At 63.4% G+C, this 26,346-nt stretch carries 29 protein-coding genes; 15 read left to right on the plus strand and 14 right to left on the minus strand.

The features are described from left to right. Window positions 1-103: 103 nt before the first annotated feature. The 3 genes from NE584_RS12570 to NE584_RS12580 all read right to left on the minus strand — a co-directional run bounded on the left by NE584_RS12570 (window position 104) and on the right by NE584_RS12580 (window position 2,492). Window positions 104-784 (minus strand): LrgB family protein, encoded by a 681-nt coding sequence (locus tag NE584_RS12570; RefSeq protein WP_050623729.1) that lies wholly within the window; start codon window positions 782-784, stop codon window positions 104-106. Continuing rightward, a complete protein-coding gene (locus NE584_RS12575; RefSeq protein WP_050623728.1) occupies window positions 777-1,145 on the minus strand; it encodes a CidA/LrgA family protein in 369 nt (122 codons plus the stop codon). Before NE584_RS12575 ends, NE584_RS12570 begins: the two co-directional genes overlap by 8 nt. A gap of 87 nt (window positions 1,146-1,232) precedes the next feature. Next, window positions 1,233-2,492 carry a diaminopimelate decarboxylase gene (locus NE584_RS12580; RefSeq protein ID WP_050625428.1) on the minus strand — a complete coding sequence of 420 codons (1,260 nt, stop codon included), beginning with the start codon at window positions 2,490-2,492 and terminating at the stop codon, window positions 1,233-1,235. 371 nt (window positions 2,493-2,863) lie between these two features. Here NE584_RS12580 and NE584_RS12585 point away from each other — a divergent pair, with 371 nt between their 5' ends. The 12 genes from NE584_RS12585 to NE584_RS12640 all read left to right on the plus strand — a co-directional run bounded on the left by NE584_RS12585 (window position 2,864) and on the right by NE584_RS12640 (window position 14,389). After that, entirely contained in the window at window positions 2,864-4,228 is a 1,365-nt protein-coding gene (locus NE584_RS12585) for a uracil-xanthine permease family protein (RefSeq protein ID WP_108980736.1), read from the plus strand. 129 nt (window positions 4,229-4,357) lie between these two features. Next, window positions 4,358-4,897, plus strand: coding sequence for an RNA polymerase sigma factor (locus NE584_RS12590; RefSeq protein ID WP_108980735.1), 540 nt, complete (start codon window positions 4,358-4,360; stop codon window positions 4,895-4,897). After that, window positions 4,894-6,483, plus strand: coding sequence for a hypothetical protein (locus tag NE584_RS12595; protein WP_133248303.1), 1,590 nt, complete (start codon window positions 4,894-4,896; stop codon window positions 6,481-6,483). Before NE584_RS12590 ends, NE584_RS12595 begins: the two co-directional genes overlap by 4 nt. 165 nt (window positions 6,484-6,648) lie before the next feature. Continuing rightward, window positions 6,649-7,488, plus strand: coding sequence for a fumarate hydratase (locus NE584_RS12600; RefSeq protein WP_108980733.1), 840 nt, complete (start codon window positions 6,649-6,651; stop codon window positions 7,486-7,488). 20 nt (window positions 7,489-7,508) lie between these two features. After that, a complete protein-coding gene (locus tag NE584_RS12605; protein WP_108980732.1) occupies window positions 7,509-8,336 on the plus strand; it encodes an alpha/beta fold hydrolase in 828 nt (275 codons plus the stop codon). A gap of 43 nt (window positions 8,337-8,379) precedes the next feature. Next, window positions 8,380-8,937, plus strand: coding sequence for a Fe-S-containing hydro-lyase (locus NE584_RS12610; protein ID WP_050623722.1), 558 nt, complete (start codon window positions 8,380-8,382; stop codon window positions 8,935-8,937). A gap of 41 nt (window positions 8,938-8,978) precedes the next feature. Continuing rightward, a complete protein-coding gene (locus tag NE584_RS12615) occupies window positions 8,979-10,361 on the plus strand; it encodes a DUF2185 domain-containing protein (RefSeq protein WP_108980731.1) in 1,383 nt (460 codons plus the stop codon). Between the two features lie 24 nt (window positions 10,362-10,385). Beyond that, a complete protein-coding gene (locus NE584_RS12620) occupies window positions 10,386-11,006 on the plus strand; it encodes a DUF1847 domain-containing protein (RefSeq protein ID WP_050623720.1) in 621 nt (206 codons plus the stop codon). A 231-nt stretch (window positions 11,007-11,237) separates the two neighbouring features. Then, the gene (locus NE584_RS12625; RefSeq protein ID WP_050623719.1) at window positions 11,238-11,906 is read left to right on the plus strand and encodes a Crp/Fnr family transcriptional regulator; all 669 of its coding nucleotides are present in this window, start codon (window positions 11,238-11,240) and stop codon (window positions 11,904-11,906) included. A gap of 92 nt (window positions 11,907-11,998) precedes the next feature. Beyond that, window positions 11,999-13,063 carry an ABC transporter substrate-binding protein gene (locus tag NE584_RS12630; RefSeq protein WP_050623718.1) on the plus strand — a complete coding sequence of 355 codons (1,065 nt, stop codon included), beginning with the start codon at window positions 11,999-12,001 and terminating at the stop codon, window positions 13,061-13,063. Further along, window positions 13,038-13,802 (plus strand): ABC transporter permease, encoded by a 765-nt coding sequence (locus NE584_RS12635; RefSeq protein ID WP_108980730.1) that lies wholly within the window; start codon window positions 13,038-13,040, stop codon window positions 13,800-13,802. The genes NE584_RS12630 and NE584_RS12635 overlap by 26 nt, the downstream gene beginning before the upstream one ends. Continuing rightward, window positions 13,799-14,389, plus strand: a complete 591-nt coding sequence (locus tag NE584_RS12640; protein ID WP_050623716.1) for an ATP-binding cassette domain-containing protein — start codon at window positions 13,799-13,801, stop codon at window positions 14,387-14,389. The genes NE584_RS12635 and NE584_RS12640 overlap by 4 nt, the downstream gene beginning before the upstream one ends. Window positions 14,390-14,432: 43 nt before the next feature. Here NE584_RS12640 and NE584_RS12645 read toward each other — a convergent pair whose 3' ends face one another. Next, a complete protein-coding gene (locus NE584_RS12645) occupies window positions 14,433-14,963 on the minus strand; it encodes a spore maturation protein (RefSeq protein WP_050623715.1) in 531 nt (176 codons plus the stop codon). A gap of 1 nt (window position 14,964) precedes the next feature. Further along, window positions 14,965-15,543 carry a nucleoside recognition domain-containing protein gene (locus tag NE584_RS12650; protein ID WP_050623714.1) on the minus strand — a complete coding sequence of 193 codons (579 nt, stop codon included), beginning with the start codon at window positions 15,541-15,543 and terminating at the stop codon, window positions 14,965-14,967. A 273-nt stretch (window positions 15,544-15,816) separates the two neighbouring features. On the opposite strand from NE584_RS12650, the gene NE584_RS12655 reads away from it, so the two are divergent. After that, window positions 15,817-16,068 carry an AbrB/MazE/SpoVT family DNA-binding domain-containing protein gene (locus NE584_RS12655; protein WP_050625427.1) on the plus strand — a complete coding sequence of 84 codons (252 nt, stop codon included), beginning with the start codon at window positions 15,817-15,819 and terminating at the stop codon, window positions 16,066-16,068. 203 nt (window positions 16,069-16,271) lie between these two features. Here NE584_RS12655 and NE584_RS12660 read toward each other — a convergent pair whose 3' ends face one another. Next, window positions 16,272-16,934: a UDP-N-acetylglucosamine pyrophosphorylase gene (locus NE584_RS12660; protein WP_050625426.1), complete on the minus strand. Its 663-nt coding sequence runs from the start codon at window positions 16,932-16,934 to the stop codon at window positions 16,272-16,274. A 210-nt stretch (window positions 16,935-17,144) separates the two neighbouring features. Here NE584_RS12660 and NE584_RS12665 point away from each other — a divergent pair, with 210 nt between their 5' ends. Both NE584_RS12665 and NE584_RS12670 read left to right on the plus strand, forming a co-directional pair. Beyond that, window positions 17,145-17,567 (plus strand): hypothetical protein, encoded by a 423-nt coding sequence (locus tag NE584_RS12665; protein WP_108980729.1) that lies wholly within the window; start codon window positions 17,145-17,147, stop codon window positions 17,565-17,567. Continuing rightward, on the plus strand, window positions 17,564-18,445 hold the full coding sequence (locus tag NE584_RS12670) for a DNA/RNA non-specific endonuclease (protein WP_108980728.1): 882 nt from the start codon (window positions 17,564-17,566) through the stop codon (window positions 18,443-18,445). The genes NE584_RS12665 and NE584_RS12670 overlap by 4 nt, the downstream gene beginning before the upstream one ends. 46 nt (window positions 18,446-18,491) lie before the next feature. Here NE584_RS12670 and rsmI read toward each other — a convergent pair whose 3' ends face one another. The 8 genes from rsmI to NE584_RS12710 all read right to left on the minus strand — a co-directional run bounded on the left by rsmI (window position 18,492) and on the right by NE584_RS12710 (window position 26,323). Further along, complete coding sequence (rsmI, locus tag NE584_RS12675) at window positions 18,492-19,328, minus strand: 16S rRNA (cytidine(1402)-2'-O)-methyltransferase (protein ID WP_108980727.1); 837 nt, start codon at window positions 19,326-19,328, stop codon at window positions 18,492-18,494. Between the two features lie 246 nt (window positions 19,329-19,574). Continuing rightward, window positions 19,575-20,570, minus strand: a complete 996-nt coding sequence (locus tag NE584_RS12680) for a PepSY domain-containing protein (protein ID WP_108980726.1) — start codon at window positions 20,568-20,570, stop codon at window positions 19,575-19,577. Between the two features lie 162 nt (window positions 20,571-20,732). After that, window positions 20,733-21,350: a tRNA1(Val) (adenine(37)-N6)-methyltransferase gene (locus NE584_RS12685; RefSeq protein WP_108980725.1), complete on the minus strand. Its 618-nt coding sequence runs from the start codon at window positions 21,348-21,350 to the stop codon at window positions 20,733-20,735. Next, complete coding sequence (locus tag NE584_RS12690) at window positions 21,347-21,970, minus strand: CoA pyrophosphatase (RefSeq protein WP_108980724.1); 624 nt, start codon at window positions 21,968-21,970, stop codon at window positions 21,347-21,349. The genes NE584_RS12685 and NE584_RS12690 overlap by 4 nt, the downstream gene beginning before the upstream one ends. Window positions 21,971-21,987: 17 nt before the next feature. Then, window positions 21,988-22,305 (minus strand): hypothetical protein, encoded by a 318-nt coding sequence (locus NE584_RS12695; RefSeq protein ID WP_108980723.1) that lies wholly within the window; start codon window positions 22,303-22,305, stop codon window positions 21,988-21,990. Between the two features lie 81 nt (window positions 22,306-22,386). Then, window positions 22,387-24,135 (minus strand): arginine--tRNA ligase, encoded by a 1,749-nt coding sequence (gene argS, locus NE584_RS12700; protein ID WP_050623706.1) that lies wholly within the window; start codon window positions 24,133-24,135, stop codon window positions 22,387-22,389. A gap of 228 nt (window positions 24,136-24,363) precedes the next feature. Next, entirely contained in the window at window positions 24,364-24,810 is a 447-nt protein-coding gene (locus NE584_RS12705; RefSeq protein ID WP_050625425.1) for a DUF1934 domain-containing protein, read from the minus strand. A 154-nt stretch (window positions 24,811-24,964) separates the two neighbouring features. Next, on the minus strand, window positions 24,965-26,323 hold the full coding sequence (locus NE584_RS12710) for a DUF1576 domain-containing protein (RefSeq protein WP_242850294.1): 1,359 nt from the start codon (window positions 26,321-26,323) through the stop codon (window positions 24,965-24,967). Between the last annotated feature and the right edge of the window lie 23 nt (window positions 26,324-26,346).

A 26,346-nucleotide genomic window follows, 5' to 3' on the forward strand; every position in this document is an offset into this window, starting at 1 on the left:
CCCCCCCCCCCCCCCCCCCCCCCCCCCCCCCCCCCCCCCCCCCCCCCCCCCCCCTTCTGTGCTTTCTTATCTATCCTCTCTGTGTCCAGCTCCGCTGCCTTCTTCAGAAGAACAGCGCCAGCACTGAGGTGAAGATCCCACACACGCAGATGGCGATGGAACTCATGGCCCCCTGGAGGGGGCCGATCTCCAGGGCCTTGGAGGTACCCACGGCGTGGCTGCTGGCGCCTATGGCTACCCCCTCCGCCACCGGGTCGGTGATGCGGAAGCATCTGGCAAACAGAGGGGCCAGCATGGCTCCTTCCACTCCCGTGATGACCACGGCGGCCGCGGTGATGCCGGGGATGCCTCCCCCGCTCTCCGAGATGCCCAGCGCGATGGCTGTGGTGACACTCTTAGGCAGCATGGAGGCAGCAAGCATCTCCTCGGCGCGGAACAGCCGGCACAGCAGCAGCACGGAGCCCATGCTGGCGGCGCTGCCCGCCAGACACCCTGCCAACACGGGGAGAAAGTGTTCCCGCAGCACCTGCCGCTGTTGATAGATATTCAGGGCCAGCACCGCGGTGGCCGGGCCCAGCATCAGCTTTACCAGCCCGCCGCCGGCATTGTAGCACTCCAGGGGGACGCGTAATACTGTCAGCGCCCCGATCACCAGCAGGGAGGCCACCAGCACTGGGTTACAGATCAGCAGTCCTGTCCGTCTCTGGAGCTCCACCCCCAGGCACCAGCACCCCAGGGTGAGGGCTAACCCGAAAAACGGGGAGGAAGTCACCGCTTCAAACATGACGCCCTGCCTCCTTTCTGCTCCGCCGCATCAGCAGCTGGACCGTCCAGGCGGCCGCCAGATAGACCACCGGCGTAGTCAGAAAGGTAACGGCCAGAAAGGGCAGGGCCTGGGCCCTCAGGACCTCCACATATTCCATGGTCCCCACTAGGGAGGGGATGAAAAACAGCCCCATGTTGGTCACCAGGAAGCGGGAGACTGTCTGGATCCGCCGCTCCTTGACCACGCCGGTCAAGAGCAGGGCCATGAGCAGCAGCATGCTGATGACGCTGGCGGGGAAGGCCACCGGAAGCAGGGCGGCGATCCCCTCCCCCGCCAGGCACAGGGCAAAGATCAGGCTGAGTTCAGTCAGGATATGCAACAAAATCACCTCAACAAGAAGCACTCAAATACAGGACCGCCGCGGCACGCGCGGCGGTCCTGTCTCTCGATCTGTGGTCTGGGGAGCTCACTCCCACACTGCGGTGGAAAAGTAGTCCTCCGGGGTCTCCGCCCGGCGGATCAGGCGGGTGGAGCCGTCCTGGCACAGCAGCACCTCGGCGGAGCGCAGCCGGCCGTTATACTGGTAGCCCATGGCGTGTCCATGGGCGCCGGTGTCGTGGATGACCAGCAGATCACCCATGTCGATCTTGGGCAGCATCCGGTCCACCGCAAATTTGTCGTTGTTCTCGCACAGGGCCCCGGTAACGTCGTACTTGTGGTCGCAGGGGGCGTCCTCCTTGCCCATGACGGTGATGTGGTGGTAGGCCCCATACATGGCGGGCCGCATCAGGTTGGCTGCGCAGGCGTCCACCCCGATGTACTCCTTGTAGATGTGCTTCTCGTGGGTGGCCCGGGTGACCAGACAGCCGTAGGGTGCCAGCAGGAAGCGGCCCAGCTCGGTGCAGATGGCCACATCTCCCATCCCGGCGGGGACCAGCACCTCCTCATAGGCGCGGCGCACCCCCTCCCCGATAACGGCGATGTCGTTGGCGGGCTGCTCCGGGCGGTAGGGCACCCCTACGCCGCCGGACAGGTTGATGAAGGTGATGTGACAGCCTGTCTCTTCCTTCAGCTCCACAGCCACCCGGAACAGAATCCGGGCCAGGGCGGGGTAATAGTCGTTGGACAGGGTGTTGGAGGCCAGGAAGGCGTGGATGCCGAACTCCTCCGCCCCCAGCTCCTTCAGCCGGCGGAAAGCCTGGGTCAGCTGCTCCCGGGTCATGCCGTACTTGGCGTCCCCCGGGTTGTCCATGACCTGGAAGCCCTCCTCAGACTCCCCCAGAGTGAAGGTCCCGCCTGGGTTGTATCGGCAGGAGATCCGCTTTGGAATGGATCCGATGGTGTCCTTTAGAAAGTCGATGTGGGTGATGTCGTCCAGGTTGATGGTGGCCCCCAGTTGGGAGGCCAGGGCAAACTCCTCCGCCGGGGTGTCGTTGGATGAGAACATGATCTCCTCTCCCCGGAAGCCGCAGCGGTCGGACATCATCAGCTCGGTGAGGGAGGAGCAGTCCACGCCGCATCCCTCCTCCCGCAGGATCTTCAGGATCTGGGGGTTTGGGGTGGCCTTGACGGCGAAGAACTCCCGGTAGCCGGGGTTCCAGGAGAAAGCCTGGTACAGGCGGCGGGCATTCTCCCGGATTCCCTTTTCGTCGTACAGGTGGAATGGGGTGGGATACTGCTCTGTGATGGCCTGGAGCTGCTCCAGGGTGACAAAGGGCTTTTTCACGGGCAGACGCTCCTTTTTCAAATCTGTCAGGCGGTCCCGGGCCGGATAGCCCGCCGCCCCAAGAAAAAAATCGTTTTTATTGTATCGTATCCCCCATACGTTGTCAATCAACACAACCTCCAACCTGTTCCCCCACCCGGGCCCTCCTTTGGTGATTCCGGAAAAAAAGACGAAATTCGGCAATAAGACTTGCGTGTCTCCCGCTCTTCTGGTATGATTGTTCGGAAATGGAAGGGAGGAGAGGTCCATGACCGTGCTGTACGGGTCGCTGTATCGGGTTTGGGGGCCTCTCTTCTGTTCCGCAGGCGGGCAATCACCGGTGTGATTGTCTTTTTTTGTGTGTCAGAGAAAGTGAGAAGGGAGTTTTATCCATGAATCCAAACGAACCCATCCGCGACGCCCGGAAGCTGGGCACCCCCAAGATGCTGGTGCTGGGCCTCCAGCACATGTTCGCCATGTTCGGCGCTACCATCCTGGTCCCCATCCTGGTCCAGCAGTACGGTCTGCCCCTGGACATCCAGACCACTCTGTTCTTTGCCGGCATCGGCACCCTGTTCTTCCATATGTGCACCAAATTCAGGGTGCCTGCCTTTCTGGGCTCCTCCTTTGCCTTCCTGGGCGGCTTCAGCACCATGGCCAACCTGAACACCGGCATCTATGCGGACATGTCTCCCCAGGATAAGCTGGCCTATACCTGCGGCGGCATCGTGGTTGCCGGCCTGCTCTACCTGGCGCTGGCCCTGGTCATCCGCCTGGTGGGCGTGAAGAAGGTCATGCGCTTCTTGCCCCCGGTGGTCACCGGCCCCATCATCGTGTGCATTGGCCTGACCCTGGCCCCCTCCGCGGTGAGCAACGCCTCCACCTGCTGGCCTTTGGCCCTGATCGCCCTGGCCACCATCATCATCTTCAACATCTGGGGGAAGGGGATGTTCAAGATCATCCCCATTCTGATGGGCGTGGTGGTCTCCTATATCGCCGCCCTCATCATGAACGCCTGCGGCGTCACTGTGCTGAACGCCGCAGGAGAGGCCATCCCCCTCATCGATTTCACCGCCGTGCGCGAGGCCAGCATCCTGGGCCTGCCCCCCTTCCAGATGGCCAAGTTTGACCTCACCGCTATCCTGGTGATGGCCCCCATCGCCCTGGCCACCATGATGGAGCACATCGGCGACATGTCCGCCATCTCCGCCACCGTGGGTCAGAACTTCATTCAGGAGCCCGGCCTGCACCGCACCCTGGTGGGCGACGGCATCGCCACCTCCCTGGCCGGCATGTTCGGCGGCCCCGCCAACACCACGTATGGCGAGAATACCGGCGTCCTGGTCCTGTCCAAGGTCCATGACCCCCGGGTCATCCGTCTGGCGGCCGTCTATGCCATCGTGCTCTCCTTTATTCCCAAGATGGCCGACATCATCGGCTCTATGCCCTCCGCCATCGTGGGCGGCGTGTCCTTCATTCTCTACGGCATGATCTCCGCCATCGGCGTGCGCAACATCGTGGAGAACAACGTGGACCTGACCAAGTCCCGCAACCTCATCATCGCCGCCGTCATCCTGGTGTGCGGCCTGGGCTTCTCCAGCGGCATCACCTTCACCGTGGCCGGCACCTCCATCACGCTCACCGGCCTGGCCATCGCCGCCTTGGCGGGCATCCTGCTCAACGCCATCCTCCCCGGCAACGACTACGAGTTCGGCGTCAATCCCGAGGGCGACCAGAACCGCGGTATCCATCAGTGAGCTGGCGGCGGCCCTTTCCCCTGTCAGCGGATGCGGCCCTCTTTCATGAGAGGGCCGCATCTTTTTTCGTGGGATTTCCGCCCCTTCGGCGTATCTTGAGATAGAAGAAAACTCAGGGAGGTGAGTCGGTTGGACCCTGTCAACTGGTTGGAGCGGCTCCGTGACGGCGACCCCGCCGCCATGGAACCCCTTCTGTCGGAATACGGCCCCATGATGGACTACATCGTCCGGGGCATCCTCTCTGACGTCCACGCCCGGGAGGACTGCCTCGCTGAGGTCCGGGCTAAGCTGTGGGAACGCCGCCTGCTCTATGACCCCGGACGCGCCTCTCCCGCCGCCTGGATCACCGCGCTCTGCCGGAACGCGGCCTATGACCGGCTGCGGGCCCGCCGGCGGCAGGAGGCGCGCACGCGATCATTGGAAGAGGACCACCCCGACCCTCTCCCCGGCCCGGAGGAGGCCCCGCTCCGCCAGGAGCGGGCCAACGAACTGTCCCGGGCGCTCTCCTCACTGAGCCGGAGGGACTATCTGCTGTTTTACCGCAAGTATTACTACCTTCAGTCCACCGCCCAGATCGCGGCAGAGCTCGGGGTGACGGAGCGGGCGGTGGAGGGCAGGCTCTACCGCCTGCGGAAAAAGCTGCAACATCTGCTGGGAGGTGAGCTGTGATGCGAACAGACGACTTTGACCGCCATATCATGGAGGAGCTCTCTCAGATCCCGCCCGCCGAGCTGCCGCGCTTCACCCCGTGGCGCCCCGCTATGGACCGTATCGTAGTGGGAACGGCCCTGCTCACTTTCCGGTTCCAGTTCTTCTATCTGCAATATCTCCTCCCGCTGCTGGGCGCTGTCCTAGTGTATCTGGGCTACCGCTCCCTCCGCCTTGAGAACCGCTGGTTCCGTCTCGGCTGGCTGTTGTCCGCCCTTCTGCTGGCGTCCCATATGGCCCTCGACGTGCTCGCCGCCACGCCTGTGATGGCGATGCTTGCGGCGTCTCCCGCTGTGGACGGGACCCTTACCTGGCTGCTTCAAGGGGCCTCCCTGCTCATGCTGCTGGCCCTGTGGCGGGGGACCCGGGCAGTCTTTCTCTCCTCCGGGACAGAAAATCTGCCCCGTGACTGGCTGGGCCAGGGCCTTCTCTGCCACCTGCTGGCCTTGGCTGTGGCACTGTGGGACCAGCTGGTCCCCGCCTCTCAGCCTGGCCTGCTCGGTCTCTCCATCACCAACGAGTGGCTCTACTATGGCCGGCCCATTTTCATGATCCTGCTGGAGCTCCGTTTTCTGATCTGTATCTATCGTCAGAGCGAAACTCTATCCGGATTTGGTTACCACATCTCCCCTGTCCCTGTCCGTCTCTCTTCCCGCACTGTCCTGGCGGGCAGCTTTGCCGCCGTCCTCCTCTCCCTGCCCATCGCGCTATGGGTCAGTGGACATATCCCAACTTCCGGCAAACCTGCCGCGCTCCTCACCCCGGAGCAGGCGGCTGTCCAGGCCCAGCTGGTCTCTCTGGGGCTGCCGGAGGACATTGCCGCTGCACTGGATGCCGCGGAACTGGAGCGGTGTGCGGACGCTTCGGCAGTATCAGGGGTCTTCTGGTATGATCCGGAGGGGCCTGGGACGGAGACGGACACCCCCTTTCCTGCTCAAGCTCTGACTGACGGAATAGCAGAGCTGTCCTCCTGGCTCATCTTTCTCCCGGAGGGACAGGTTCGGCAGATCCACTGGTTCCGGTATTCAGTCCTTCCCCGCCTCCGTCTTCAGGAGCAGTTCTCCGTGTCCCCTTCCGGCCAGTACCCTACGACAGACTATGCCGGACGGCTTTTATGGCACGAGGAGGGACAGCTCTGGTGTGCCTCTCCCCGGGTCCGGCTGGCCGGCGGGGAGACGGCGGAATATGTGGAAGAGCATCCATATGTCTACCCACTTATAGACACCACCAGAATGGAGCTGGAGCGGTTGGGCGGCCACCTGCGCTATTATCCCTGGATAGCCTTCTCCATTCCCGCTCAGGCGGAAAATCTGCGGGGCTACCTGGCCTACACGGTGGACGCCAGCCAGATGCCCCAGCCTTCTGACATTCACTTCTCCAGCCCGGAGCAGTGGTCCTATACTGACACCTGGAGCGTCTTTCTCCGCCACCAGACCCATTGGCTCCACTACCCATTTGCCTCTATCTCCAGCTATGGCGGCTCCTCCTATACCGGCCGGTCCGGTCCTATCCAGACCATTCACGCTGTATTTTCCTTCCACTTTTGATCTTTTGGTCAGCGCAGCTACGGACATTCTTTGCAAATTTCCCGCCCGTTCACACCACAAGAACAGGATGCCCCGCCTGCGGCGGGGCATTTTTTTCGTCCAGCCCTTTCCCCTCTCTGCGAAATTTGGTACAATGGAGAAAACCCGAAGAAAGAGGGCGTCTGTATGCGTACCATTTCCGCCGCCGCCGTCACCGACGCGGTGGCAAAGCTGTGTATCCAAGCCAACACTCACCTGCCCCCCGACATCGTCTCCGCCCTGGACCGCACCCGCCGGGAGGAGCCCTGGCCTCTTGCCAAAGAGACCCTGGGCCTGCTGTGGGACAATCTGGAGCTTGCGGAGCGGGAAGAACTGCCTGTCTGTCAGGACACGGGGATGGCCTGTGTGTTTGTGGAGCTGGGCCAGGAGGTCCACATCCAGGGCGACTTTGAGCAGGCCGTCCACGAGGGGGTCCGCCGGGGCTACGGCGAGGGCTATCTGCGCAAGTCCATCGTGGGTGATCCCCTGCGCCGGGTGAACACAGAGGACAACACCCCCGCCGCCATCACCCTCCGGCTGGTGCCTGGGGACGGGTGCCGGATCACCGTGGCTCCCAAGGGCTTCGGCTCGGAGAACATGAGCCGCCTGGGGATGCTCAAGCCCGCTGACGGGGTGGAGGGCGTGAAAAAATTCGTGGTGGAGACGGTGCGCCTGGCCGGCTCCAACCCCTGTCCCCCCATCGTGCTGGGCATCGGCATCGGCGGCTCCTTTGACAAGGCGGCCTGTCTGGCCAAGCATGCCCTGCTCCGCCCCATCGACCAGCCCAACTCCGACCCCTTCTATGCCCAGCTGGAGGAGGAGCTGCTGGAGGAAATCAATGCCCTGGGCATCGGCCCCCAGGGCTTCGGCGGCCGGACCACCTGTTTGGGCCTGTCCATCGAGACCGCCCCCACCCACGTGGCCGGCCTGCCCGTGGCGGTGAATGTGAGCTGCCATGTGACCCGCCGGGCCTCCGCCCAGCTCTGACCGCCCATGGAGGTGTTGTCATGGACGAGCAAATGGTAGCTGTAGGCGGCCGGGCCTTCCAGGTATCCTCTGGGGGATCAGGGCCGGTCACACTTGTGATCCTGTCCGGCTCCAATATCCTCTTCCCTGGACTGGAATACGCCCCTCTGGCCGATGCCCTGAGAGAATGGTACTCCGTCCTGATCCCCTCCAAATTCGGCTATGGATTCAGTGATCTGACCGAGGCCCCCCGGGATGTGGACACCGTGGTGGAGGAGTACCGCAGGGTATTGGCCGCACTGAAGCACCCTTTTCCAGTGGTGTTGGCGGCCCACAGCATGGGGTTTCTGGAGGCACTGCACTGGGCCTCTAAATATCCAGAGGAGATTTCCGCCCTTGTGGGACTGGACCCCGCCACTCCCGATGCCTATCAGAACATGGATCTTGCCTCTGTCCTGCACCATCTGGAACATCTGGGCCGCCCCGACTGGAAGCGAGCCATACTTTTCCAGCTCGCTTCCCACTCTCTGCTGAGGCGTTGTCCCGCCTCAGTTCGGAAGGACCTGGTGCCCGCCGCCCGTCGGAACTTTGCCAGCATCGTCTGGATCAACGAGGCAAAAGCCCTTCCCCACAGCATCCGTCAGATACGTCAGGAGGGACCGCCTGCCTCTGTCCCCACGCTGTTTCTGCTTTCCAACGGCAAAGGCACTCCTCTTCCCAAAGAAGAATGGCGGATGTGTGCGAGGAATTATCTCTCTGCTTTTTCCACCTCCTCTTTCCATCTGTTTGAGCTCCCCCATGATCTATACCGCCAGCGCCCCAAAGAGATTGCGGATACGGTCCACCGTTTTCTGCTGGATCATCTGTAATACCCATCTAAAATATCGACCAAGCCATTTGGGAGGGATTTCCATGCAATATAAACTCAGAACCCCCGTTACAAGAGAGGACCTCGCCCCCCTGCGGACCGGTGACACCGTGCTCCTGTCTGGGGCCGTCTACACCGCCCGGGATGCCGCCCACAAGCGGATGATGGAGCTGCTGGACACCGGGGGTTCCCTGCCCTTCCCCGTGGAGGGCTCCGCCGTCTACTATGTGGGCCCCACTCCGGAGCGCCCCGGTCAGGTCATCGGCTCCGCCGGTCCCACCACCAGCGGCCGGATGGACGCCTACTCCCCCCGCCTGCTGGACCTGGGCCAGCTCATCATGATCGGAAAGGGCAAGCGGGACCAGGCCGTGAAGGATGCGGTGGTCCGCAATGGGGCGGTCTACCTGGCCGCCCTGGGTGGTGCCGGGGCCCTGATGGCCGCCAGCGTGAAGGAGCTGGAGGTCATCTGCTGGGAGGACCTGGGCTGTGAGGCGGTGCGCCGTCTGGAGGTGGAGGACTTCCCCCTCACCGTTATCCTGGACGCCCACGGGGGTGACCTGTACGAGAGCGGCCCGGCCGCCTATCTGGCCAGTCTGGCCTGACATCCGGCGCCGGACAGAGTCAGAAGAAGGAGGTTCCAAATATGGAGGACCTGGATACGGAACTGCTCGGCCAGCTTCAGCGCTGGCACGAGGAGGACCAATATCAGCGGATCATCGACGCCATCGAGGCCATCCCCCAGCCGGAGCGGGGCTATGAGCTCACCTGCCAGCTGGCCCGGGCCTACAACAACCTGGCCGGGCCCGAGGAGGCCGGGCCGCTGGAAAAGTCCGTCTCCCTTCTGGAGTCCATCGCAGACCAGGGACAGGAGGACCCCCTGTGGCACTACCGGCTGGGCTACGCCCTGTTCTATCTGGACCGTGAAGAGGAAGCCCTGCCCCACTTCCAGCGGGCGGCAGAGCTGGCCCCCCAGGACCCGGATGCCCCTGAGTTCATCCGCCAGTGCCAGAAGTACATCGCCGCCAAGCAGTGCTGTCCCGAGGTGTACGGCCAGGAGGACTGGGACACCGTGGACCAGCATATCCACACCTATTTCGGATCGTCGGAGAACGTGTTCCACGAGATCGTCTCCCCCAATATCCATGTGGACATCTACATCATCCCCCCAAGCCCGGAGCGGAACTACTATATCCTGATGACCCACGGCATGGGGGCCCACGCCATGAACGTGCCGGAGGATCTGGCCGGCCAGAAGCTGGAGCGGGCTGAGCTGTTTATCTGCCTGCCCCCCGACTGGAAGGTGGGCGAAGAGGGCGAGGCGTGGTACTGGCCCATCCGCTGGCTGAAAATCCTGGCCCGCCTGCCCATCAACGAGGACAGCTGGCTGGGCTGGGGCCATACCATTGCCAACCCGGACGGCTCCCCCTTTGCGGAAAACACCCGCTTCAACGGCATCATGCTGGTCAACCCCGGTGCTTTCCCCCAGGAGGCGTCGGTCTGTCCCCTCTCCGGCGGCGATGAGGTAAATTTCTATCAGCTCCTCCCTCTGTATCAGGAGGAGATGGACTTCAAGCTCTCCCACAGTGCCGGAGAGCTGCTGGACCTCTTTCCCGAGGAGGACCTGGAGACGGTGGACGTGGACCGCCCCAGCGTCCTCTCCGACCGCCCCCAGAAGGAGTTCGCCATCCCCCAGCGGGAGCTCCGGCACCTCTATGACGGGGAGGGCCCCCAGGGCTGCTTCGCCACTGACCGCATCCTGGTGGACGGCTGCCGGGTGGGCTACTGCTACAGGGAGGAGCCGGAGGAGGGGGACGAGAATTGGGATAGCGGCTGGCGCTTCACCGCCGGAGATGAGAGCGACAGCTATATGGACGACCCCGGCCGCAGCGGCATCTATCACCTCAACACCCTGTGCAACTACGACCCGGACATCATCCCTCTGCTGGACTCCGAACCAGGCACCGCCTGGTGCCGGGACCAGAGCGGAGTGTTCCGTCCGGAGCTGTATCAGCCTGACGAAGAATGAGAGACTGTAAGGAGGATCTGTTGTATGTACACCTGTGCCAGCTGTACCCTCCGCTCCTGCCAGAAGGGGGGCGGGGACCTGCCCCGGAACTGTCCCATGCGGGACCCGGAGTTCTTTGACCGGCTTTTGGAGCGCTACTGGTCAGAGGAAAACCACGACTTTTTTGTCACCAGCGCCGCCATCGAGTCGGCTGGCTACTGCCGCTGGCCCCGCCTGAAGGAGATCGTGGAGTTCTCCCGATCCATGCACTATCAAAAGCTGGGCCTGGCTTTCTGTGCGGCACTGAAGAAGGAGGCCGCTGTGGTGGAGCGGGTCCTGCGGAATAACGGCTTCCAGGTGGTGTCCGTCATCTGCAAGACCGGCGGACTGGACAAGTCCCGGGCCGGGGTGCCGGAGGAGTGCAAGCTCCAGCCCGGCCAGTTTGAGGCCATGTGCAACCCCATTGCCCAGGCCGAGCTGCTCAACAGCCAGGACACCCAATTCAATATTTGTCTGGGGCTTTGTGTGGGCCACGACTCCCTCTTCTATCAATACTCCAAAGCACTGGTTACCACCCTGGTGGTAAAAGACCGGGTGCTGGCCCACAACCCAGTGGGCGCCATCCACTACGCAGACACCTATTTCAAGGATCTGCTCAAGGGCTGACCCCTGGGGCGGAACGATATGGTAAAAACGCCTGGGGAGGCAGACAGGGTCGTCTGTCTCCCCAGGCGTTTTACCATACAGGTAATTCCCTCTCCCTTCCGTGCGCGCCCCTCCTCATATACCGGTCTTACATGTTTTCATGGCGTATGCTCTTTCCCTTGACATTTCCCTCCAGCTGTTCTACAATAAAACCGTCTCAAATGAGACAGTTTTGGAAAGGAGCTGACCTCCATGCCTGTCTCTCTCCCTCCGCACCAGTGGGATCTGCTCCTCCGCTGCCCCCTGTTTCAGGCATGTCCCGAGGCACTGGTCCGGGATGTCCTGGCGCGGTCCGGCTGTTCGGTGGAGGACTTCTCCTCCGGCGCAGAGATCTACCGACCCGACCGCTTCCGCCGTTGTCTGGGGCTGCTCCTCTCCGGACGGGTACTGGTGACCAAGGGCAGCCTCACCGTCAGCACCCTGGAGCCAGGGGATCTCTTCGGCGCCGCCGCCCTCTACAACGACGCCCCCGACTATGCCACCACCCTCACCGCCCAAGGGATCTGCCGCTGCCTCCTACTGGACCAGGAGCTGCTGGACCGCCTTCTGGGGGAGGAGGCCCTGCTGCGCCGGAACTATCTGACCTATCTCACCGGCCGCATCCGCTTCCTCAACGCCCGGCTGGGTTCCCTGGCTGTGGGGGATACGGAGGGCCGGGTGGTCCGCTATCTGCTCAGCAGCCTCTCCTATGGCGCAGTGGAGTGCTCCGCCTCCGGTCTGGCCCGCCAGCTGGGCATCAGCCGCGCCTCGGTGTATCGGGCCTTTCAGGACTTGGAACAGGCCGGCCTGATCCGGCGGGAGGGACGGGCCATCCTCGTCCCCGATCCGGCCGCTCTGGAGGGTGTCCGGGGCTCCGGGTAAGAAAATTTCCCCTTCGGTGTACAAATCCAGTCAACGATCCGTCTCTGCCCAGAATAGGTGTATCCGTCCAAATCTGAGAAAGGAATCCTGCCATGAAACGAACCAAGCTTCTGCCCCTGCTCCTGTCCGCCCTGCTCCTCCTCTCTGCCTCGGGCTGCCGTCCCGCAGAGGCACCCTCCCAGTCTGGCGGCGCCATCTCCTCCGTCAGCTCCAGCACCTCCTCTTCCGGCATCCCCGCCCCGAACGATGAGGTCCTCCCCATCGATCTGGCCGTCCTTTCCGGCCCTACCGGTGTAGGGGCTGCCTATCTAATGGAGTACTACGCCCCGGAACACGTTCCTGCTGACAGCCCCATCTCCGTCAGTTCCGTCGTGGTGACGGAAAACAGCGAGGCCACCGCCCTGCTGTCCAACGGCGAGGCAGACATCGCCGCTGTGGCCACCAATGTGGCCTCCAACTTCTACCACAAGACCGACGGCTCCATTCAGATGCTGGCAGTGAACACGATGGGTGTGCTGTACATCCTGGAGAAGGGGGACTCCATCCAGTCCATGGCCGACCTGCGGGGCAAGACCATCTACGCCACCGGCCAGGGGGCCAACCCGGAGTACATCCTCAACTATCTGCTGACCCAGAACGGGCTGGACCCCGCCGCGGATGTGACCATCCAGTGGCTCACCGCCCAGGAGGTCACTGCCAACATGCTTTCCGCCGAGGACGGCGTGTGCATGCTGCCCGTCCCCGCCGCCACTGCCCTGCTGATGAAGGACCCCGGCGTGCGCCAAGCCCTGGACCTGAGCGCTGAGTGGGATGCCGTCTCCTCCACCCCTCTGCCCATGGGCTGCATCGTAGCCCGCAGGGAATTCGTGGAGGAGCATCCTGAGGCCGTGGACGCTTTCCTGGACCTGTACGGTGACTCCATCTCCTTCATGTCTGACGAGGGCAACCGGTCGGAGGCGGCGGAGCTGGTGGCCAAATACGGCATCACCGCCAACGCCCAGATCGCGGAGGCCGCCATCCCCCAGTGCAATCTCACCCTGCTCACCGGGGAGGAGATGCAGGACACCGTCCAGGCCTACTACGAGGTCCTGTACCGCGCCGACCCCGCCGCTATCGGCGGCAGCATCCCCTATGACAGCCTGTACTATCTGCCCTGACCGTCTGCTGCGGCCCCTCCTTCCCCTGGCCTTCTGGCTGGTGGTGTGGCAGCTGGCCGCCCTGGCTGTGGGCCAGTCCTTCATCCTTCCCGGCCCTGCCGCGGTCCTGGGAACGCTGATCCAGCTGGCGGGGGTGCCCAGTTTCTGGCAGACCGCCCTGCTCTCCCTGGTCCGGGTCCTGGCCGGACTGCTGGCCGGCACTCTGCTGGGGGCGCTGACCGCCGCCCTCACCTGCGCCAGCCGATGGGCGGATGTCCTCCTTTCCCCCGCCGTCCGGGTCATCCGGGCGGTGCCAGTGGTCTCCTTCATCCTCTTCGTCCTGCTGTGGACCCGCCGTGGTCTGGTGCCTGTGGTGGTCTCCGCCCTGATGGTGCTGCCGGTGGTGTGGGGGAACGTGGGCCGGGGCATCCGGGAGACCGACCCCAAGCTGCTGGAACAGGCCGGAGCGCTCCGGTTCTCCCGCCTCAAAACCGTCCGGCTGGTCTATCTCCCTTCGGTGCGGCCCTACTTTCTCAGCGCAGTGGTCACCTCTCTGGGCCTTGCCTGGAAGTCCGGGGTGGCCGCCGAGGTGCTCTGCCGCCCCGCCTGGGCGGTGGGCACGCAGATCGTCCAGGCCCGGGACTATCTGGAGACCCCCTCCCTGTTTGCCTGGACGCTGGTTATCCTCCTTCTGTCCCTTACCCTGGAAAAACTGCTCTCTGCTCTGCTGAACCGGATAAACAGGAGGTGGTCGCCATGATCTGTTTGGAGGAGGTCACCGTCACCTTTGGAGAGAAGCGGGTGCTGGACCGCTTCTCCCTCACCCTGCCTGAGACGGGGATCACCGCCCTGTCCGGCCCCTCCGGCTGCGGCAAGACCACCCTGCTGCGGGTTCTGGCCGGGCTGGAGCACCCCATCTCCGGCCGGATCACCGGCCTGTCCCTCCGTTCCGCTGCCCTGCTCTTTCAGGAGGACCGCCTCTTCCCCTGGCGTACCGTGGAGCAGCACCTTACCGACGTGCTCCCCCGCCCCCGGTGGGTGGAGGTCCCCCGCTGGCTGCGGCTGGCAGAGCTGGAAGGGGAAGAGCGTACCTATCCCGCCCATCTGTCCGGCGGCATGGGACGGCGTCTGGCCCTGGTCCGCACGCTGGCCCTGGGCGGTTCCCTCTATCTGCTGGACGAGCCCTTTGCAGGGGTGGACCCTCAGCGGGCAGACCGCATCCTATCCGCCCTGGGGGAGCTGGCCGCCCCTGTCATCCTGGTCAGCCATGAGCCTGCCGTTCTGGACCGGGCGGACCGGGTCATCCGATTGGACGGGCCGCCCCTGACTCTCCTGTCCGCCCCATAGTAAGAGAGCTCTCACATGCCGCCTGACGCGGCGTGTGAGAGCTTTATCCGCCTCCAAAGCACAGCCGGACCGCCCAGGCCGCCGCCAGAAAGCCGGTAAGGTCAGCGCACAGGGCGGCGGGGACCGCGTACCGGGTCCGGGAGATGCCCACTGCGCCGAAGTAGACCGCGATGGTGTAGAAGGTGGTCTCCGTGGACCCAAGCATCACCGCCGCCACCCGGCCCACATAGGAGTCCGGCCCGCTGCTGGTGATGAGCTCCGCCCCCACCCCCAGGGCGGCGCTCCCGCTGATGGGGCGCACCAGCATCAGAGGGAGCAGCTCTGCCGGCACCCCTACCCGGTCCAGCAGGGGAGCCAGGGCCTGAGCGGCCAGATCCAGCGCCCCCGACGCCCGCAGCATATACACCGCCGTCATCAGCCCCACCAGGCTGGGGATGATACGGGCCAAGGTGCCCAGTCCCTCCCCTGCTCCCTGGATCAGGGCATCGTAAACGTCCACCCGGCGGCAGGCGGCGTAGACCGCCACCAGCCCCAGCGTCAGCGGCACCACCAGGGTCATCATCAGGTCCAGCATGTCAATCCCTCCATATCCGCGCGCATATCTTGCAGGCCAGCACTCCTACCCCTACCGACAGCCCGGAGGCCAGCCAAACGGCAGGCAGGATGTCAAAGGGAGCGGCGCTCCCTGCCCCAGCCCGCACCGTGGCCACCGTGGTGGGGATCAGTTGGATGGAGGCCGTATTGCACACCACCAGCATGCACAGCGCATCGGAAGCCACCCCGGGGCTGCAGCGGCTCATCCGCCGGGCGGCCTCCAGCCCCAGAGGGGTGGCAGCGTTGCCCAGCCCCAGCAAATTGGCCGACACATTGGCCGCGATGCTGTCCATGGTCTCCCGGTCCCGGGCTACCTGGGGAAAGAGCAGCCGGAGCATCGGTCGAAGCAGCCGGGACAGCTTTTCTGCCAGCCCGGACCGCCGCATCACCTCCATCACCCCGGTCCACAGGCACAGCATCCCCGCAATGGACAGGCACAGCTCCACCGCCGCCTGGGTCCCCTCCACCGCCGCCGCGGCCACCTGGGCCGACTGCCCCGTAGCCAGTCCGCACAGGATGGAGAGCACCACCATCCCCGTCCAGAGGATCGTCATCGTCATACCCCTGTCCCCCCTTCAAATCATATATACGGGACATGTCTGGAAAAGATAACCATTCTCTGCCGTGGTGTTCATTTTTCTGATTTCCCTGTTTTCCCATCATTTTTTGCTCTTTCCGAACACTTTTTGCAGAATCTTCACAAATTATGGTTGACACAGTCGCACTTTGTAGTATAATAATGTTTAGTTTCCAAAATCGTACATTATGACTGCGAAACCGCATCGATCGTTTTGACGACTGGGACATGAAGAAGGAAGAAAGGAATGATCACATTGAAATCTACCGGCATTGTCCGGAAGGTCGATGAGCTGGGCCGTATCGTCCTTCCCATCGAACTGCGCCGTACATTGGATATCGCGGAGAAAGACTCCCTGGAGATCTATATGGATGGACCGTCCATCATTCTGAAAAAATATCAGCCCGCCTGCATTTTCTGTGATGACGCCCGGGATGTCATCGTTTTCCGCGGCAAGAATATCTGCCCCAAGTGCATCAAGGCACTCCAGGAGTGCGGACAGTTCTGATTTGATCCCCCAGCAGCCCAGATAGAAACAGCAGACAAATTTTATGCGGTTTTTTAAACGCTCTGGATCCAGCCAGGATTTGGGGCGTTTTTCTTTTGGTCTCCGCCTCCGCCGGTCCGTGGGAGAGAGGGCTCCCACAAACAGCTTGAGGGCGCGGCAGATCCCGCCGCGCCCTCTGTCTTGTTCCGCATCCCCCGCGGCACTCAGCTCCTTTGGACCACCACGCCCCCGGTCTTGACGATGCTGCCCGCCGGGATGGCACCCCGGACGCAGGAGACCGGGTAGATGCTGCTCCCCCGCCCCACCACGGTCCCCGGATTCAGCACGGAGTTGCAGCCCACCTCCACATGGTCGCCCAGGATGGCGCCGAACTTCTTCCTGCCCGTTTCGATCCGCTCTGCTCCGTTCTTCACTGTCACCAGCGTCTTGTCTGACTTCACGTTGGAGGTGATGGAGCCGGCACCCATATGGCTCTTATAGCCCAGGATGGAGTCTCCCACATAGTTGTAGTGGGGGGTCTGCACGTTGTCGAACAGGATCACGTTTTTCAGCTCCACGGAATTGCCCACCACGCAGTGGGCCCCCACCAGGGCCGAGCCCCGGATAAACGCACAGTGGCGCACCTCAGTCTCAGGCCCAATGATGCAGGGCGCCCCCAGATAGGCTGTGGGGAACACCACCGCCGTTTTATGCACCCAGACCTGGGGGGCGGGCTGGTCATATTCCTCCGGCGGCAGCGCAGCCCCCAGGGTCAGGATCAGCTCCTTGATCCCGTCCAGGGCCTGCCAGGGGTATTGAAATCCCGCCAGATACTCCCCCGCCAGGGTGTGGGAGAGGTCCAAAAGTTCCTTTGTTTCCAGTTCCATATCCAAACATTCCTTTCCAGTCCTGATCATGTACCGGACGTCTCCATCATACCACATCGGACGCCCCGGATACAAGGTCCTAGGGAGGGCCGCCTTTTCTCGGAACGGAGAAAAATTTTTTCTTTTCCTCTGGAATTTTGGCCCCATCTCTGCTACAATCAACAAGCACACCAGAACAAATGTACTGTTTCCGAAGAAAGAGGGTGGACCATGATCCTGATCTCCTGCATCGATGACCGGGGCGGCCTGCTGTTCCATGGCCGCCGGCTCAGCCGGGACCGGGTGCTCTGCCAAGACGTGCTCCGGACGTGCGCCGGCTCCCCCCTGTGGATGGCCCCCGGCTCCCGCTCCCTCTTCTCCTCCCTGCGGGACGGCCTCTCCAGCTCCATCCTGACCTCGGAGGACTTTCTCGCCCAGGCCGCCCCGGGGGAGTTCTGCTTTCTGGAGGACCGGCCCATCCGGCCCTTCCTGGACCGGGTGGAGTCCATGGTCCTCTATCACTGGAACCGCCGCTACCCCGCGGACCTGTTTCTGGACCTGGACCCGGCCGCCCTGGGGTGGTCCCTGTTGGGCCGGGAGGAATTTCCCGGCTCCTCCCATAAAAAAATCACAAAGGAAGTCTACCGCCCATGAAAATACGTACGCTCCATCTCATCCCCCTCCTCCTGCTGCTCTGCGCGGCGCTGTCCGGCTGCGGCCAGCTCCTTCAGGCCGCGCCCTCCTCCTTCTCTCTGGAGGACGTCCCGCCCTTCTCCGGCGAGCCCTATGTGGTGCTCCAGGACAACCAGCCCGGCTTTTCCCAGGAGGACTTCACCACCGACTCTTTCGAGACTTACAGCAGCCTGGATCTGCTTGGCCGGTGCGGCACCGCCTATGCCAACATCGGTCTGGACCTGATGCCCACGGAGGAACGGGACAGCATCGGCCAAGTCAAGCCCAGCGGCTGGCAGACGGTGAAATATGACATCGTGGACGGCAAGTACCTGTACAACCGCTGCCATCTCATCGGCTATCAGCTCAGCGGTGAGAATGCCAATGAGCAGAACCTCATCACCGGCACCCGCTATCTCAACGTGGAGGGGATGCTCCCCTTTGAAAACATGGTGGCGGATTACGTCCAGGAGACCGGCAACCACGTCCTCTACCGGGTCACTCCCATCTTTCAGGGCACTGAGCTGGTGGCCCGGGGCGTGCAGATGGAGGCCGAGTCGGTGGAGGACCAGGGCGAGGGCATCTGCTTCAACGTCTATGTCTATAATGACCAGCCCGGCATCACCATCGACTACGCTACCGGTGCCAGCTCCCTGGAGGGGGATGCTCTTCCAGAGGACAGCACCCAGAAGGAGCCGGAGGACACCCTGTACATCCTGAACACCAGCTCTGGAAAATTTCATCTCCCCTCCTGCTCCGGCGCCGCCTCCATGAAAGAGGAGAACCGCCAGGCCTTTTCCGGCAGCCGTGAGGAGCTGATCGCTCAGGGATATTCCCCCTGCGGCCAGTGCAAACCATGACCCCCACAGCAGACGGCCCCTGCCCTTTCCCGGGCAGGGGCCATTTTTATTCCTGCTCCACCGCCAGGCGGTAGAGCTCATTCCGTGAGAGCCCCAGCTCCTTGGCCGCCTGGCGCACCGCGTCCCGCAGGGAGAGCCCCTCCTCCTCCCGCAGCCGCTCCGCCAATGTCAGGCCGTCCTCCAGAGTGCATTCCCCCTCCTCCTCCGGCTGGGCACCCCGGACTACCAGGACGAACTCTCCCCGGGGCGTCTCCTCCCCATACCAGTCCGCCGCCTCCCCCAGAGTGGTGCGCCGGATCTCCTCATGGAGCTTGGTCAGCTCCCGGCACAGAGATATCTCCCGCTCCCGGCCAAAAGTGTCCGCCAAGTCCCGGAGGGTGGCAACCAGCTTGTGGGGGGCCTCGTAGAAGATCATGGTCCGCTCCTCCCCCCGCAGGGACTCCAGGTGGGCCCGGCGGTTTTTCTTGTTCATGGCCAAAAAGCCCTCAAAGGTGAAGCGGCCGGTGGGCTGGCCGGAGGCTGCCAGCGCCGTGACCAGGGCGCAGGGACCCGGGATGGGTACCACCGGGACCCCGGCAGCGGCACACAGGGCCACCATCTCCTCCCCCGGGTCGGAGATGGCCGGCATCCCCGCGTCCGTGACCAGAGCACAGCTCTCCCCTGCCATCAGGCGGTCCAGCACCGCCTGACCGCTGGCTGCGGTGTTGTGCCGGTGGTAGGTGACCATAGGCTTCTTCAACCCCAGATGGTTGAGGAGCTTCACTGTCACCCGGGTGTCTTCTGCGGCAATGAAGTCCGCCTGCGCCAAAGTATCCGCCATCCGCGGGGAGATGTCCCCCAGATTGCCGATGGGAGTCGGGACCAGATAGAGGGTTCCTGCCATGCCTTATGCTCCTTTCCGCCGCCGCCCACCCTGGGACAGGGCGGCTCGGTTTGTTTCCATGGAGCCATTATAACACAGGACCCGCCTTTTTTCTATCCCCGAACGGAGCTCCGGGCCGCCCATTTTTTCTCCGTTCCCTTTCCCGCTCAAAGCAGCCCCCTCCCATATGACATGCCTCCGCTCAGCCAAAGAGGCCGCCGCGGAACTCCGCGGCGGCCTCTTGCCGTTCTGTCATGAAACCAATGCTCAGTGCCGGTCCACGTCCCACTCCAGGATGGTACCGGTCACCGCGTCCAGCGTGAACTCATACTCGGTCCAGCCGTCCCGCATCTCGCCCTCGTAGACTACGCGGCCATCGTCCCGGTCCAGATGCAGCTCCCGGAAGGTCCCGGAGACCCCCGCCCGGTCCTCCACGATCTGGCGGACCTCCGCCTCACTGAGGTAGCTGCCGGTCTGACCGGCGGCCTGACCTGTATAGTATTCGGCGTCGTAGTCCCAGCTCAGGATATCGCCGCTGGCGGCATCGATCTCATAGTCATACTCCTTGCTGCCGCTGTAAAACTCCACATCGTACACCCGGCGTCCGTCCTCATAGTCCAGATGGGCCCGCACAAAGGTGGCCTTGGAGGCGGACACACCGGCGTGGTCCAGCGCGATCTCCTTGGCACGGTCGGCGCCGATGTCGGCGGAGGACTGGGCGGGGATGCTGTACCCCTCGATGTCCCGGTCGCTGTGGAGGATGGTGCCAGTGTAGGCGTCGATCTCATAGTCGTACTCCACGTTGTCCTTCCAGAACTCCACCTCGTACTCCATGCGGCCGTTATCCCAGTCCAGCCCCGCCCGGACAAAGCTGACCTGGGAGGCAGAGAGCCCCGCATCCTTCAGGGCGATCTCCTTGGCACGTTCCACCCCGATGTAGCTCTCAGCGGCAGTGGTGCCGGTGCCCTTGGTGTTCAGGATCACAGTGTTGGTATCGGCATCCCACCGCACGTCCATTCCCAGCGCCTTGCTGATGGAAGCCAGCGGCAGATAGGTCGTCCCGTCGATGGTGAAGGGCTCCACCTCGTTGCCCCTGCTGTCCGTCAGATCCAGGGTCCTGCCATCCAGCGTCACCTTGATGTTCTGATAATGCAGGGCGGCCGTCCGCTGGCCCACGGAGGCCAGGGCAGGCAGAGTCAGCGCTCCCGCCAGGACCGTCAGTACAGTTCCGCTCACCATCAGGCTCTTCCAGTTCCGTTTCATTTCATGTTCCTCCCAAATGTCATTTTATGTTGTGTCCGGCTGTATCTCGGGCTTATCTGTTTGCCGTTCAACTACATAATGCATGGGAGGTCTCGTTTATTGCATGGGGCCCAAAATTTTTCTGAAATTTTTCAGCACTCCAGTTGGGAGCACCTGCGCCCCTCACGGTTCGATCCGCAGACCGGGCCGCCCCCGGCGCACCGCCTCCATCAGAACACAGGAGGGGGGATGCTCCGGCCCATGGGCCAGCAGCCGCATCCGTTTGGGCTCCAGGCCGCTCCCCCGCAGGGCGCACATCAGGTCCGCCAGCCGCTCCGGCCGGTGGCACAGGGCGAACCGCCCCCTGTTTCTCAGCAGGCGGGCCGCGGTGCGGCACAGCTCCTCAAGGGAGCAGTCGGCCTGCCGGGCCCCGCCCCCGTCCCCGCCGTGTCCAGGCTGGAAGTAGGGGGGATTGGAGATGACCAGGTCGAACCCGCCAGCCGGCAGGGTCACCTGCCGCCAGTCCGCCTGGAGGACCGTCCCCTCCAGGCCGCTGTGGGCCAGGTTCTCCCGGGCACACTGGGCCGCCCGCTCCTCCCGCTCCACTCCCGTGAGAGAGAGCCCCCCCTCCCGGGCCGCCAGCATCAGGAGCAGACAGCCGCTCCCCGTCCCCAGGTCGCACACCCGCCAGCCCCGCTTCACTGTAGCGAAGGCCCCCAGGGCCAGGCTGTCTCCCCCCAGGGGAAAGACCCCCTCCTTTACCCCCAGAAGGTAGGGGCCCAGGTGCTCCGCCCCGCTCATCCCATCTCTCCGCCCAGCAGGCCCGCCAGATGCCGTGTGATCCGCCCGGTCAGCCCCCAGATGGCGTGGCCCTGCCACAGATAGACGGGCACCGTCTCCCTCCCCTGCTGCCACCGATATCCCCGTGGGATGCCGATCAGCTGATAGGGGAAGTCCGCCGGCGGGCGGGGCTTCAGGGCGTAGCTGTACTCCAGCGGCGGATTGTGCACGATGTGCTCCAGCGGCACCAGAAAGGTGTGATCTACCTCCGCCGGGTTCAGGGCCATCCTCTCTGCCGCAGCCGTCTCCACCCTGGCCAGCACCGGATACATGATGAAATTGGCTCGGTGGGCCACAAAATCCAGCCGTCCCAGAACGGTGATGGATGCTGTGGGGATGCCCAGCTCTTCCTCCGTCTCCCGGATGGCGCAGGCCTCCGGGGTCTCATCTCCCTCTATCCGCCCTCCGGGAAAGCAGACCTCCCCGGGCTGGCGGCGCATGTCCTGTGAGCGCACCTCATAGAGGATATGCAGCTTCCCCTCCCGCTCCACCAGAGGGACCAGAACTGCGTACTGTCCCGAGGCGTCCATCAGCCCCGGCTCTCTGCCCTTCAGTTTCTCCTCCAGCTGTTCCAGCGTCATTCCGTTCCCCACCTCTTTCAGAGCATCACATTGATGATGAGCACGCTCAGAGACAGGAACGCCCCCAAACATGCTGCTACAAAATAGATGATCTCCCTAGGGCGGACCCAGAAGGCGGCGGTGAATCCCCAGGTCAGGGCCAGGTCCGCCAGCAGGATGGTGTTTTTCCCGATGTTGGCCGCCTGCTGGACGTGGATGGCTACCACCTCCGGCAGCAGGGCCCACCCCGCCAGTCCCAGCAGGCCCCCCAGCAGCAGCAGGACGTAGGTCAGCCGGTTCCGGTTGGCCTGGAGTCTGTCCCGGATCCGGTCCAGGGCCCCTTTTTTCTGCGGCATGGTATCACGTTCCTCTCTCATGGTTTGGAAAAAGCCGGCCCTCAGCCCTGGGGGCTGAGGGCCGGCTCAACGTCCAGATCGTTACATCTTCTCCGGCGCGGTGACGCCCAGCAGACCCAGGCCGTTGGCCAGGACGGCCCGCACGCTGTCCGCCAGCTTCAGCCGGGCGGAGAGCACGCCGGGCTCCTCCCCCTTGATGCGGCAGGCGTTGTAGAAGCGGTGGAAGTCCCCGGCCAGGGACACCAGATACCGGTTAATGCGGCTGGGGTCATAATCCCGAGCCGCCAGATGGAGCTCCTCCGGATACTGGGACAGAGCCTTGATAAGGGCCAGCTCCTCCGGGGCGTTCAGCACACCGGCGTCCACCCCCGCAGCGGCGGGGACCGCCGCCCCCTCCTCCGCCAGCCGGGACACCAAGGAGCAGATGCGGGCGTGGGCATACTGGACATAGTACACCGGGTTCTCGCTGTCCTCCCGCACCGCCAGGTCCAGGTCAAAGTCCAGGGGGCTGGTGCTGGCCCGGGAGTTGAAGAAGTACCGGGCCGCGTCCACTGAGATCTCGTCCAGCAGGTCGTGGAGGGCGATCGCCTTGCCGGAGCGCTTGGACATCCGCACCGGCTTGCCGTCCTGCATCAGGTTGACCAGCTGCATCAGCACCACCACCAGCCGGTGGGAGCCGTCCAGGCCCAGCCCATCCAGGGCGGCCTGGAGCCGGGCCACATGGCCGTGGTGGTCGGCGCCCCAGATGTTGATGGCCTTGTCAAACCCCCGCACCTCCAGCTTGTTGCGGTGGTAGGCGATATCGGCGGCAAAGTAGGTATAGAAGCCGTTGGCCCGGCAGAGCACGTCGTCCTTCAGGTCCAGCTTGTCCACCTGCTCCTGGCTCTTCCCCTCCCGCATGAACTTTTCCTTCAGCAGCTGGGTGGTGTTCAGCCACAGGGCCCCGTCCTTCTCATAGGTCCAGCCCTTGTCGGTGAGCAGCTGTACAGTCTCCTCCACATAGCCGCTGTTGTGCAGTTCAGACTCCAGGAACCACTGGTCATACTCGATGCCGTACTTTTTCAGGTCCGCTTTCATCCTGGGGATGTTGACGGACAGGCCATATTCCGCCATAGCGGTCTCCCACGCATCCTGAGAGGTCTGGCCTGGAAACTCTCCCGCCTGGGCCAGGAAGCCCCGGGCCAGCTCCCGGATGTCGTCCCCATGGTAGCCCTCCTCCGGGAAGGGGTAGTTCTCCTCCCCCACCGTCAGCTGCATGCAGCGGGCGTAGATGGACATGGCGAATTTGTGGACCTGGTTGCCGGCGTCGTTGACATAAAATTCTTTCCAGGTGTCCCAGCCGTCCCGCTTCAGCACGTTGGCCAGGGTGTCCCCCAGTACGCCGCCACGGGCGTTGCCCATGTGCATGGGGCCGGTGGGGTTGGCGGAGACGAACTCCACCATCACCCGCTCGCCCTTTCCTTCGCTGCCGGAGCCGTACTCAGGCCCCTCCTGCTCCACCTGGGCGAGGACCTGGCCGTACCACTTGGGCCCCAGAGTAAAGTTCAGAAAACCGGGGCCGGCGATGTCTACCTTCTGGAAATAGCTCCCTGTCAGGTCCATGTGGTCCACAATGGCCTGGGCAATGGCCCGTGGGGCCATGTGCAGGGCCTTGGCCCCCGCCATAGCGAAGGAGGAGGCATAGTCCCCGTGAGCGGTGTCTTTGGGGATCTCCACGGTGGCCTTCACCTCTGCTCCGCCGGTCAGCACACCTGCTGCAGCGGCCCTCTCGTACGCGGCCTGGGTCAGCTCAGCGACCTGAGCCCGCGCGGCCTGGATCATATTGCTCATCTCTCGTATCACACCTTACAATAATTCTTTCTCGCTGGAGTGGGCCGCACTACTGCTTCAAGCTGCAGCCCGGTGCTGCCTCCTTAATCTTGATCTGAAATACATTTCGCGCCGCCACCGTGTGGTCGATCGCCCACCGCGGGGTCCCGGGCTCTTTGATTCCTCGGGCGGGAGTCGATCCCGCCCTGCGGTGCGGGCGCGGAGCGCCCGCAATCGAGATCGACCACGCTACTGCTTCAAGCTACAGCCCGGTGCCGCCTCCTTGATCTTGATCTGAAATACATTTCGTCCCGCCACCGTGTGGTCGATCTCGATGGCATAATCGATCTCAATGTCGCCGCCGCTCTCGCCCACCTGGGCTGTCAAATGCCGGGTGTTCACCCCGATGGACATGGTGCCATAGGGGGTGTTGTACATGGACATGTGCCGCCGCCCCTCCTGAAACACCATTTGGGAGGTGTACTCCCCCACCCGGAGCAGGGTCACCCGCTCCGGCTCTATCTGGAAGGTGGTCAGGGTCCCGTCCATGCCGGTGACGGCGCTCTCCTGATAAGACAGAGTAAAGCTCTCGCCGTCCCGCTCCAAACGCCCCCCTGTCACCAGCTCGATGGTGTCCGGTTCGGCGTTCTCATATTTCTGCATCCCCTTGATGGAGATGATGACCTCTTTTTCCATAGCAGCCTCCAAAATGACGTTGTCCCGTGCGGTCTTGCCGGAGCGCACACCTGCGCCGCCCCCCTGCCGCGGAATGATTATATACTCCCCATCCCGCTCTGTAAAGAAGTTCTGTATGGAAAATCCATTTTCTTTTTCCAGCCGGGGCGCTCCCTCAGTCCTCCTCCTCGATCATGTCCTGAACTGGAGGCGGGGTCTCCGGCTCGTCGTGCTCCATGTGGTCGAAGTACTCCGCCTCGGTGATCACCGGCTTGCGGTGGCGGGCGATGGCCACGATGGTGGGATACAGGATGATGGCCAGCAGGCCGCCGGAAAAGCCGTTGTTATAGAGGTTCAGCCCGGCCACCGGCGTGCCCGCATACAGTACCACCGCCGAGTGGAGGAACCCCGCCAGCACGCCGTAGGGCCAGCCGAAGTAGCCAGAGATGGGAGCCAGGGTAGTCCCGAACAGCATGGCCAGCTGGACGGCGCCGCTGGAGACCGAGGAGTGCATCACGAAGCTGCCCAGGACCACACCGGCCATGATGGGCACGATGTTGCCCGCATGCTTTCCAAAGGCAGAGAAGCCCACGATAGTCAGGACCCCGCCCACTGTGGGCCCATTCAGGTCCCCGCCGGTGAGCAGGATCACCCCCATTGCGATCAACCCGTTGACCCCCATGTTGATCAGCACCGGCGCCGCGCCAAACATGCGCAGATAGTCGCTGGGGGCCCGGCCGCTGGTCTGGAGCAGGCGGCGGTAACCCGCCCAGGCCGCCCAGACCGGCTTCCTGCAGAAAAACAGGCCGGCAAGGATGGCTGCTATGCACATCGTCCCCAGCAGCCCGCCGAACAGAGCGTTGTACCCTGTGGCCCAGAGGTAAGAGACCTCCGGCTCCGCCCCGAAGGAGCTCATCAGGGACACCAGCAGCATGGCCATCAGCCCGCAGGCAAACCCTACATTGTACAGGTTCATCCCGTTCTGGATCTTGTATGTATAGGCGGACAGAGAGGGCATTACAAAGCCGATCATCAGGCCGGTCGCCACCCCAAGCACCGGGGTGCCCCAGCCGTTGTCCAGGATGATATAGCTGATGACCGGCCCCAGGGCCGAGGACAGCAGGGCCACGGCCGCATACTTTCCAAAGGGCTCCTTTCTGCTCTTGGCGTACAGCCAAGTCCCCAGGACGATGGGCCAGGTGTTGACCGGGTTCTTCCCAAACAGGGAAAACCCCGCCATCAATCCTACCACCACCAGCGTGAAGCCGTTGGCCGGTTCCCCAGAGCTGCGCAGGATCAGCACCGAGAGGGCGGTGACTACAGAGGAGTTGATCAGGGCTGCCCCCACGCCGGCCAGCCGGACATAGTCAGTGATGAGGGGGTCCTCCGTCATCACGATGCGGATCAGGCCCCGTGCAATATTGTCCGGGGTATCCAGCAGCGCGCCCGCCAGGAAAAGCCCGGAGGCAAAGATCAGCAGCATGATATACAGGGTCTCGTACCGCATGTGGCGTGTATCCTGTGAATGGGGCATTCGTAGTCCCTCCCGATCCGATT

Origin of the sequence: Clostridium sp. DFI.5.61, from assembly GCF_024462915.1 — a bacterium.
Classification (GTDB): Bacteria; Bacillota; Clostridia; order Oscillospirales; family Oscillospiraceae; genus Lawsonibacter; species Lawsonibacter asaccharolyticus.